8 protein-coding genes are annotated in these 10,485 nt (G+C 70.9%); 2 read left to right on the forward strand and 6 right to left on the reverse strand.

Going from position 1 to position 10,485, the window contains the following annotated elements; all coding sequences use genetic code 11:
- The 6 genes from NJ4_RS19935 to NJ4_RS19960 all read right to left on the reverse strand — a co-directional run.
- Window positions 1-795: CPBP family intramembrane glutamic endopeptidase (locus tag NJ4_RS19935; protein WP_067439372.1), on the reverse strand; the 795-nt coding region annotated here is incomplete at its 3' end.
- 13 nt (window positions 796-808) lie between these two features.
- On the reverse strand, window positions 809-1,396 hold the full coding sequence (locus NJ4_RS19940; protein WP_067439375.1) for a TetR/AcrR family transcriptional regulator: 588 nt from the start codon (window positions 1,394-1,396) through the stop codon (window positions 809-811).
- A 109-nt stretch (window positions 1,397-1,505) separates the two neighbouring features.
- Window positions 1,506-2,258: an SGNH/GDSL hydrolase family protein gene (locus tag NJ4_RS19945; RefSeq protein ID WP_067439378.1), complete on the reverse strand. Its 753-nt coding sequence runs from the start codon at window positions 2,256-2,258 to the stop codon at window positions 1,506-1,508.
- On the reverse strand, window positions 2,258-2,740 hold the full coding sequence (locus NJ4_RS19950) for a methylated-DNA--[protein]-cysteine S-methyltransferase (RefSeq protein ID WP_067439381.1): 483 nt from the start codon (window positions 2,738-2,740) through the stop codon (window positions 2,258-2,260). Before NJ4_RS19950 ends, NJ4_RS19945 begins: the two co-directional genes overlap by 1 nt.
- Before the next feature lies 1 nt (window position 2,741).
- Window positions 2,742-4,220, reverse strand: coding sequence for a DNA-3-methyladenine glycosylase 2 (locus NJ4_RS19955; protein ID WP_067439384.1), 1,479 nt, complete (start codon window positions 4,218-4,220; stop codon window positions 2,742-2,744).
- Window positions 4,221-4,286: 66 nt separating this feature from the next.
- Window positions 4,287-7,073 (reverse strand): helix-turn-helix transcriptional regulator, encoded by a 2,787-nt coding sequence (locus NJ4_RS19960; RefSeq protein WP_067439387.1) that lies wholly within the window; start codon window positions 7,071-7,073, stop codon window positions 4,287-4,289.
- A gap of 101 nt (window positions 7,074-7,174) precedes the next feature.
- On the opposite strand from NJ4_RS19960, the gene NJ4_RS19965 reads away from it, so the two are divergent.
- Both NJ4_RS19965 and NJ4_RS19970 read left to right on the forward strand, forming a co-directional pair.
- Window positions 7,175-8,260 (forward strand): methyltransferase domain-containing protein, encoded by a 1,086-nt coding sequence (locus NJ4_RS19965; RefSeq protein WP_067439390.1) that lies wholly within the window; start codon window positions 7,175-7,177, stop codon window positions 8,258-8,260.
- On the forward strand, window positions 8,260-10,434 hold the full coding sequence (locus tag NJ4_RS19970) for an alpha/beta hydrolase (protein WP_245644642.1): 2,175 nt from the start codon (window positions 8,260-8,262) through the stop codon (window positions 10,432-10,434). The genes NJ4_RS19965 and NJ4_RS19970 overlap by 1 nt, the downstream gene beginning before the upstream one ends.
- Window positions 10,435-10,485 lie beyond the last annotated feature (51 nt).

A 10,485-nucleotide genomic window follows, 5' to 3' on the forward strand; every position in this document is an offset into this window, starting at 1 on the left:
GCCCAGGCTCACCTGTGAAACCGACCGACCCACCACCGTATCCCTGCGCGACCGAGTGACCGCACCAGGTCGGAGTGCCTGACCGACGGCCAGCGTGACGGCCGCGGTCAACACCCAGCCGACGGCCAGGCAGCCGATGGCGGCCAGCGAACCGTCCTCTTCGTCGAGGACTGCGAGCATCGCGAGATTCGCGGCCGTGTGCAGCACGGTCGCCACCACCAGGTTGGCTCCGGGCGCGTGGCGGATGATCTCGCCGACGACCACGGACAGTGCGGTCGCCATCACCACGAACAGGGCTACGTACGTCGGGCCGGCAGCCCAGGCGCCGATGTGCCAGAGGCCGAACAGCACGCCGACAACCAACGACGACGAGAGCACGCTGAGCCGGGACTCCAGCGTCGGTTGCAGCCAGGCTCGCCATCCCAGCTCCTCACTCACCGACCCGATGGTGAGGGCGGCGACGTGCGCCCAGAGCGGAAACGGAAGCCCGTCGTCCCATGCCCCGTGCAGGTCATGACCCACGACCAGGGAGCAGGCGGCCGCCACGAGTGCGGCCAGGGCGGCCGCCAACAGTGTCAGCAGACAGGCGAGCGCGACACGTCGCGGCTGGCGGAGGGACACCGCCAGTCGAAGACGTCCGCCCAGGACGATGAGCAACACCAGCACCCCCGTGGCCGGAGCGAACTGCACGAACGAGATCAGGTCGGGACTGACGGAGGTGTGGTCCTGCACGGCGAGCCAGGCACCGGAGGCCAGAAACGTCGCGACGTAGAACAGGGTGACGCGGGCAAGCATGCAGAGGTTCCCTTCAGATCAGGTGAGGCGCCAGGACCTGCCGCAGCTGGTCGCGCGCGAAGTCGTCGAGCCGTCCCTCGCCCCGGAGCGCCCAGACCACGGGCGTGCCGTGGAAGGCGATGAGCAGGGCGAGGGAGAGCGCCCCGGTGTCGGTCTCGGGTCGCAGCTCGCCGGCCCGGACCGCCTTGTCGAGCAACCCACGTGTGCCGTCGGCGACGGCGCGGGAGTGGTCCTGGGCGAGCGCCCGGAAGTCCGGATCAACCACGTCGAGGCGGACGAAGCCCAAGCCATGCCCGATCTCCTCGGGCCGTTCGATGTGCGCGAGGCTGGCGGTGGCGACCTCCTCGAGCGCGGCCAGTGGCGACTGGGTCACCGCCTCGGCCTCGGCAAAACCACGACGCACCATCACCGTCGAACGCGCCGCCGAGGCGAGCAACAGGCCGCGCTTGGACCCGAAACGCTGCACCAGGGCGCCAGCTGTCAGGCCGACCCGTCGGCCCACCTCCGCCAGGGTCAGCCGATCGGGACCCAGCTCTCCCACCACGGCCCGGGTGGCATCGAGGATCACGTCGTCATCGACGGAGCGGGGACGCGGAGCCATGCACACCTCGAGTTACTAAACAATGGTTTAGTAACCATGGCACAACTCGACGCAGGCGCGCAACGCCCGCTGACGCCGAGCACCACGGGCACCCGGCTGCAGGCCACGTCTATGCCGGGCGGACCATCCGGTGCATCTCGCGAGCCATGGCCTCGTGAAGCGCTGCCGATGGGTGGAAGCCGTCCGCAGCGAAGGCGGGAGCCCCACCCTCCCCCAACAGATCCGCGCGCAACGCCAGATGTTGCACCTGCGGGTACGTCGCCACGAGGTCACGCCCGGCCCGGTCGAGTGAACGGGAGCGCACCCCCAGCACGGAACGCAACGGTCTCGGCAGCCTGGTGAACATCGCCATGTCCGGCACGCCGAGCAGCACGACGCGTGCGCCTGGGGCAGTCGTGGTGAGTCCGGCCAACAACGCAGCGAGCTCGACCCGCCAGCGTCGGGTGGAGTGCAGTCCCTTGGCGTCGTTGACACCCACGGACACGACGACCACGTCGGCATCGCGGATGTCAGCGGCCCGCGCCTCGAGCAGGTCGAGGACTCCGGCCGCAGTCAGGCCGGACTCGGCGACCACGGTGCGTCGTACGGCTCGGGGGCACACGTCGGCGTCGGAGGCGAGCAGCGCGGCCAACCGCCCCGCCAGCGTCTCGTCGTGGTGAGAGATGCCGACCCCGGCCGCCACCGAGTCGCCCAGCACCACGAGGTGCAGCGCGTCGCCGACGTCACCGTGGGTGCCGAGCACGCCGTCGGCCTCGGGGAGCCGCTCGATGGTGCGCCGAGCGGTGACGCCCTGCACAGCCACGAGTCCGACCGCACCGGCGACCAGGGAGAGAGGCACGAGCAGCAGCCTGCCAGCGCCCATCAGAACAGCGCGTCCTGCTCGAGATCGAGCAGCGTCTGCTTGCGTTCGATCCCGCCGGCGTAGCCGGTCAAGGTGCCGTTGGCGCCGATCACCCGGTGGCACGGGATCACGATCGGGATCGGGTTGCGCCCGTTGGCCAGACCCACCGCGCGCGAGGCGTTGTTCGTGTGCCCGAGCCGGTGCGCGATCTCGCCGTAGGACGCGGTCTGTCCGTGTGGGATCTCGAGCAGCTCCTTCCAGACACGTTGCTGGAACTCGGTGCCGGCCGGCGCCAAGGGCAGGTCGAACTCGGTGAGCTGCTTGTCGAAGTAGGCCGACAGCTGTCGCACCGTCTCGACGAGGACGGGCGCGTCGTCTCGGCGCTCCCCCATCGGGCGGCCGTCGCTCGGCTGGCGGAACGGCGTGAACTCGATCTGCGACACCGAGCCCTCCCGCTCGATGATGCGCAGCTCGCCGATCGGCGAATCCATCACGGTCCACATGTCAGTTCATCTCCTCAGGACGGGCGAGCGATCGCAACAGGTACATCAGGGCATAGGAGCGCCACGGACGCCAGCTCTCGGCGAGAGCGGCGGCGTTCTTCTGGTCGGCCCCGGCTGCGGTCAACGCGTTGCGGACGGCAACGTCGGTGGGCAGGAACACGTCGGGATCGCCGAGGGCTCGCATCGCGATGTAGTCGGCGGTCCACGGCCCGATTCCGGGCAGTGCCACCAGCTCACGGCGTACGTCGTCCCGAGCCGCGCCGCGGTCGAGGCTGACGTCTCCGTCGGCCAGGGCCCGGCACAGAACGGTGAGGGCGCGGCCACGGGCCCGTGGCATCGGCAAGTCGTCGGGGTCGATAGTGGCCAGCGCACCGGAGGTCGGGAACGTCGTGGTGAGCCCGTCGACCATCAGCTCCGGCGGCAGCGGGGCGCCGTGTGCCGCGGCCAGTCGCCCGGCGACCGTGCGGGCACCGGCGACCGAGACCTGCTGCCCGAGCACGGCACGGACGGCGATCTCCTCACCGTCGACGTGGCCCGGCACCCGGAGACCCGGCAGGGCCCGCACCTGAGCACCGATCAGCGGGTCGTCGGCCAGCTGGTCGGTCACCGCAATCGGGTCGCAGTCGGCATCGAGCATGCGCCGGACTCGCTCGACGGCAGCGGACGTGTCCCGCAGGTCGGTCAGCCGGAACGTCGCCGGCACCAGGGCGATGCTGCCCTCGTCGAGGGCGTCGGCCAGCTCGAGCCGCACGGTTCCGGGGCCGTGCGGCAGGCTGAGGGCGCGTGCGTACCACCCGTCGCCGGCGGACTCGACCCCTGCGACCGCGCGCACCCCGAGGAACTCGAGCAGCGCGGCCCCGGCGAACGGCGTACGCACGGCAAGGCGCATGGTGAGCTGGCCGGTCGTGGGCCCGGCCTGCGTACGACGGCCGCGCAGGACGGTCGGCGACGAGGCGTAGACCTCGCGGATCGTGTCGTTGAACTGCCGGATGCTGGCGAAGCCGGCCGCGAACGCGACGTCGGCGAACGTCATGGTGGTGGTCTCGATGAGGATGCGCGCGGTCTGGGCGCGGCGGGCCCGGGCCAGTGCCAACGGCCCGGCGCCGAGCTCGGAGCCCAGCACACGACCGAGATGGCGCGAGGTGTAGCCGAGTCGGGTGGCCAGTCCCTCGACACCGTCCCGGTCGACCACGCCGTCGGCGATCAACCGCATCGCGCGTCCGGCCACGTCGGCCGCAACGTCCCAGTCGGGGCTGCCCGGGGTGGCATCGGGCAGGCAGCGCTTGCAGGCCCGGAACCCGGCGGACTGGGCGGCTGCTGCGGTCGGGAAGAACGACACGTTCTTGGAGGCGGGAGTGCGCGCCGGGCACGAGGGCCGGCAGTAGATGCCAGTGGTGTGCACCGCTGTGTAGAAGACGCCGTCGAAGCGACGGTCCTTGCTCTTCACGGCCCGGTAGCAGGCCTCGGTGTCGGTGAACATGGCTCCATCCTGCCCGATGACCGAAGCCCTATCTAGCGGAAATCAGACACCAGCATGGGCACGAATTCACGACGGGTCGCTCCGAACTGACAACAGGTCGATCTGCCGGGCGAGCTCGGCACGGGTGCGGACACCGAGCTTCGTGTAGACGTGACGAAGGTGGTACTCCACGGTCTTGGGACTGAGGAACAGTGCCGCGGCCGCCTCACGCGTGGTGCTGCCACCACCCAACAGGCGTGCGATCTGCAGCTCCTGCGGGGTCAGCAGGTCGATGCTCCGGTCACCGCGACGGTGCGGCTGCTCGCCCGTGGCCTGCAGTTCGACCGCCGCCTGCTCCGACCAGGGCCGCGCGCCGAGCCGTTCGAACGTGGCGAGGGCATCCCTCAGGACGGGTCGCGCGTCGACCCGGCGCCGTGCCCGCCGGAGCCACGCGCCGTACGCCAGCTGGGTGCGGGCGGTCTCGAACACGTCGGGGCTGGCTCGGTGCCACACCAACGCCTCCTCGAAGTCGATGACGGCCACATCGGGAGCGGAGACCAGCGCCAGGGTTCGGCGGGCGCGTGCGAGCGCCCACGGCTGGCCCTTGGCACGCGCTCGCTCGTCGTACTCCCGGGCACGTTTCCCCGCCTCCTCGAATCGGCCCAGCCGAACCAGCACATCGACCATCTCGGGGCCCGGCGAGAGATCCACGTCGAGCAGGCCGATCTCGGTCAACAACGCATCCAGCTGCCCGAGCACCGCCAGCGCGCCTTCGGCTCGTCCGGCGCCGAGCTCGAGGTCTCCTCGGGCCGCCAGGGACCAGGCCAGGGCCAGGTGCAGATCGTTGACCAGAGCCAGACCGGTCGCCTCCGCCACGTCGGCCATGGCTTCCGCCTCCGCACCCGTTCGGGCCAGCAGCCAGGCCCGCCCGGCCAGCGACATGGTCAGGTCCGTGGCCTGCCCCGTCTCACGGGCCAGTGCGATCCCCTCGCCGTACTCGGCCAGCGCTGCGTCCCAACGGTCGGTGGTCGCGTCATCGCGGGCCACGTGGAACAACAGGTTCGGCAGCATGCCCAGGGCACACTTTCCGCGCACCTCCTGGACAGCGTGGTCGATCACCTCGCGCCCCGTCCCGGACTCGCGCAGGAACAGGGAACCCAGCACCATCCACGCCGGGCGACGCTGGTCGTCGCTCCAGTCCGTGGCACTCTCCAGCGTCGTCACCGCCGACCGGATGAGGTCGATGCCCGGCTGGCCGGCCAGCACCCTGGCGATCCCGACGGCCATCCGGCCACGCACGGCGGCGTACTGCGACGTGGCCGACGGAAGCAGGCCCTCCAACAGGTCTGCCGCGGCTAGGCCCTCGGCCGTGGCGCCCAGGAACTGGCAGGCGCTGACCAGGTCGGCGGCCAGCGCCACCGCGCCCTCCGGGTCGTCCTCGGCCAGAGTCGTCATCGCATCTCGCAACAGCATGCGCGCCCGACCCATCGATCCCGTCCGCATCTCGAAGTTGCCCCGGGTGCCGTCGACCCGTGCCCGCATGAGTGCGTCGGGCGCGCGTGTCCGAGCCTCGTCGAGGAGCTGCCCGGCACGGGCGAACTGGCCGGCCAACCACGCCGCCTCTCCGGCGTCGAGCAGATGGTCCGCCCGCTGCCGCGCGGTCGGAGCGAGCCGAGCGGCGCGCTCGAGTGCAGTGGCGGCGATGGACTGTGCACCACGGTCGGCTGCCCGGTGGCCCACCGCGGCCAACTCCTGGGCAAGCGCTGCGTCCGTGCCGGTCGCTGCCTCGGACAGGTGCCAGACCCGTCGATCCATCTCCGTGTCGGGCTGCGCCTCCGCGACCGCCCGGTGCGCCGTACGTCGCTCGTCCCCTCCGGCCACCGCATAGGCACTGGCCCGCACCAACGGATGACGGAACTCGAACCGCCCGGCGCCGAGGCGGACCAGACCGATCCGCTCGGCCGCCACCAGCGCGTCCACATCGATGCCGAGGCCAGCGAGCGCCCGGGTCACCACGAGTCCGTCGCCTTCGGAGATCGACGCGACCAGCAACGCCATCCGGGTGGCCCGGTCAAGGGTCTCGACGCGACGGGCGAACTCGGCACGAACCCGGTCGGGCACCTCGACCGGCGTCAGCGGTGCCCTGCCGAGGACCCGGTCGACGTTGCCGGCGAGCTCGGTCACTGCCAACGGGTTGCCGGCGGTGGCCTCGTGCACGCTGGAGACGACGTCACCAGCAATCGGCACACCGCCCTCTGCCGCGAGCAGCCGGGCGACCTCGTCGAGCCCGAGCCCGCCCAGCACCAGCTGAGGGAGCTGCGCCTCGATCACCGGCGTGCCTCGGATCGGCCGGGACGCGATCAGCACCGCAACCGGGTCCGCCATCAGGCGACGACAGGTGAACACGAGGGCCTCCGCCGACGGCCGATCGATCCAGTGGGCGTCGTCGAGGACCAGCAACAACGGCTGGTCCTCGGCGCAGAGGCTGATCAGACCCAGGGTCGCCGCTGACACCGCGAACCGGTTTGCTTCCTTGACACGGTGTGCTCCATCGATGGGCGCGTCGGCATGTGCCCGGCGCAGCGCCAGGGCCACCCCCAGAGCGTCAGCCTGGGGCTTCGGGAGAGAGTCGATCCGGCCGAGCACAGGCAGCAACAGCTGATGCAGTCCCGCGAATGCGACGTCCTGCTCCGAGGCGACCCCGCGCGCCCGCAGGACCCGCACGGATTCGGCCGTGGCAGCGGCGTGGTCGAGCAACGAGGTCTTGCCGATGCCCGCCTCACCGACCACGACCAGGACCCCGCTCTGCGAGATCCGCGCGCCGCCTATGAGTCGTTCCATCGCCAGGATCTCGGCATCGCGGCCGATGATCATTTCCTGATCGTAGTGCGCAAAAGGCTGGGTGGGGCACCTGATTCGGTGAGGGCGTTCCCGGTGCCACGGTGGCGACACATCCACCACCAGAGGAGCACCGCATGAGCACCATCGAACAGACCCCCGCCAGCACCGCCCTGGACCCCGACAAGCTGATGGCCTTCGTCTTCCGCGCTGTCGAGGAGGTGGGGGCCGGCCTCAACGGAGCGCTCGTCGTCATGGGCGACGCGCTGGGCTACTACCGCAGCCTCGCCGAGCACGGCCCGACCACTCCGGCCGAGCTCGCCGAGCGCACCGGCACGGAGCCGCACTACGCACGTGAGTGGCTCAACTGCCAGGCCGCCGGCGCCTACGTCACCTACGACCCCGACACCGGGCGCTACACGCTCCCGCCCGAGCAGGCGGTGGCGATGACCGACATCGAGAGTCCGGCGTACCTCCCCGGGCTGTTCCAGACGGCACACGGGTCGATCCGCGACGCGCACCTGATCGTCGAGGCCGCCCGGAACGGCGACGGCTTCGGGTGGGGTGAGCACAACGGCGACGTGCATGTCGGGTGCGAGCGGTTCTTCCGCCCGGCGTACGTCGCCAATCTCGTCAACGCGTGGTTGCCCGCACTCGAGGGCGTCGTACCGCGTCTGGAGGCCGGAGCAACCGTCGCCGACATCGGCTGCGGGCACGGCGCCTCGACGATCCTGATGGCCCAGGCGTTCCCCAGGTCGACCTTCGTGGGCTCCGACTACCACTCCGGGTCGATCGAGACCGCCCGCTCGCGGGCCGAGGACGCCGGTGTCGGCGACCGGGTCTCCTTCATCACCGACGAAGCACGTGCCGTGGACGGCGGCTTCGACCTCGTCACCACGTTCGACTGCCTGCACGACATGGGTGACCCCGTGGGCGCCGCCCGCAACATCCGACGCACCATCAAGGACGACGGCACCTGGATGATCGTCGAGCCAGCTGCGGGCGACCACGTCGAGGACAACCTCAACCCGGTCGGTCGCGCCTACTACGGCTTCTCGACCCTGCTGTGCACGCCGTCGTCGCTGGCCCAGGACGTCGGTCTGGGGCTCGGCGCCCAGGCCGGGCCGGCCCGGATCAGGGACGTCGTGACCACCGCCGGGTTCACGCAGTTCCGGGTGGCCGCCGAGACGCCGTTCAACAAGGTGTACGAGGTGCGGCCCTGATGGGTCTGGCAGGCCCGCTCGTGCGGGAGCACGATGGGGAGATGGTGCAGGAGCAGCGCCGTGCCCGGTCACCCGACCGGACCGGGACCGTGGTGAGGGGCGGGGTGTCCCTCGCCTGGGAGGTGTACGGCGACGGACCGGTCACGGTGCTGCTGATGCCCACCTGGTCGATCATCCCGTCGAGGTTCTGGAAGCTGCAGATCCCATACCTGGCGCGGCATTTCCGGGTGGTCACCTTCGACGGTCGCGGGAGCGGGCGCTCCGGGCGACCGTCGGGCGCGGCGGCGTACGCGAACCTCGAGTACGCCGCCGACACGGTTGCAGTGATGGACGCGACCGACACCGACTCCGCTGTCCTGGTCGCCCTGTCCTGTGCCGTGACCTGGTCGGTGCACGTGGCGGCCGACCATCCCGAGCGGGTCCGGGGCCTGTTCGCGATCGCCCCGTCGTGCGGTCTTGGCGTTGCCGACCCCGCGCGCGAGCGCTTCGGGTGGGACCAGCGGCACGACACCACCGACGGCTGGGCGGCGTACAACAAGCACCACTGGCTGGAGGGCGACTACGACGGCTTCCGCCGGTTCTTCTTCGAGCAGATGTTCTCGGAGCCGCACTCCACCAAGCAGATCGAGGACTGCCTGCTGTGGTCCTCAGACATCACCGCCCGGACGCTGGCCGACACGACCGCGGGCCGCCTCGGACTCGAGGGGGCGGTCAACGACCCTCTCGAGCCGGCCTGCGCCCGCGTTCGTTGCCCGGTCGCCGTGGTGCACGGCGATCATGACCAGATCCGTCCGTGGGGCGTCGGGAGGCGGCTGGCCGAGCTGACCGGCGGCTCGTTCACCCGGCTCGAGGGCGTCGGCCACGGTCCTCCGGGACGACACCCCGTGCTGGTCAACACGATGGTCCGCGCCTTCATGGAGGGGCTGGATCGTCCGCCGGCACGACGTACCTGGCAGCGGGCACTCGACCGACCGCGCCGCGTGCTCTACCTGAGCTCACCGATCGGGCTCGGCCACGCCCGTCGCGACGTCGCCGTCGCCCAGGAGCTTCGCCGAAGCTGCCCCGGCCTGCAGGTCGACTGGCTGGCCCAGCATCCCGTCACGACGGTCCTCGAGGCCGCCGGTGAGCGTGTCCATCCGGCCTCACGGTGGCTGCTCAACGAGTCCACCCACATCGAGGATGAGGCCGGCGAGCACGACCTCCATGCCTTCGCGGCGATCCGCCGGATGGACGAGATCCTGGTCAACAACTTCATGGTCTTCGACGACGTCGTGGGCGACCAGCACTACGACCTCGTGGTCGGCGACGAGGCGTGGGACGTCGACCACTTCCTCCACGAGAACCCCGAACGCAAACGGTTCAACTACGCGTGGATGACGGACTTCGTGGGGTGGCTGCCGATGCCGGACGGCGGTGAGCCGGAGGCCCGGCTCACCGCCGACCACAACGCGGAGATGATCGAGCAGCGAGCCAGGTTCCGACGGCTTCGCGACCGGTCCGTCTTCGTCGGCAACCCTGATGACATCGTCGACGGCTCGTTCGGGCCGGGACTGCCGGGGATCCGCGAGTGGACCGAGCAGAACTTCGACTTCGCGGGCTACGTGACCGGCTTCGAGGCCCCGACCCAGCCGGAGATCGAGCGCCTGCGGCGATCGCTGGGCTACCGGCCAGAACACCAGCTGTGTGTGGTGACGGTCGGCGGCTCCGGCGTCGGCGAATCCCTGCTGCGGCGGGTCCTCGACGCGGCGCCACTGGCCCGACGGCTGCTGCCCGAGCTGCGCTTCCTCGTGGTCTGCGGGCCACGGATCGACCCCGTGTCACTCCCCCGCCACACCGGGGTGCGGGTGCGCGGCTACCTGCCGAGCCTCCACCAGCACCTGGCCGCGGCAGACGTCGCGGTCGTTCAGGGCGGGCTCACCACCTGCATGGAGCTGGCGTCGGCGCGGACCCCGTTTCTCTACGTCCCACTCGAGCACCACTTCGAGCAGAACTTCCATGTGCGGCACCGTTTGGAGAGGTACGGCGCGGGTCGGCATCTCTCCTACGCCGAGGCGTGCGAGCCGGAGTTCCTGGCGGAGGCGATCGTCAAGGAGCTCGTGGTCGAGCCACACGCACTACCGGTGGAGTCCGACGGCGCTGCCCGGGCCGCCGCGCTGCTCGCGGAGCTCCTCTGACCCGTCGTGAGTTCGCGGTGACCCGTCGTGAATTCGCGGTGACCCGTCGTG

Origin of the sequence: Nocardioides jensenii JCM 1364 = NBRC 14755, from assembly GCF_001552535.1 — a bacterium.
GTDB lineage: Bacteria > Actinomycetota > Actinomycetes > Propionibacteriales > Nocardioidaceae > Nocardioides > Nocardioides jensenii.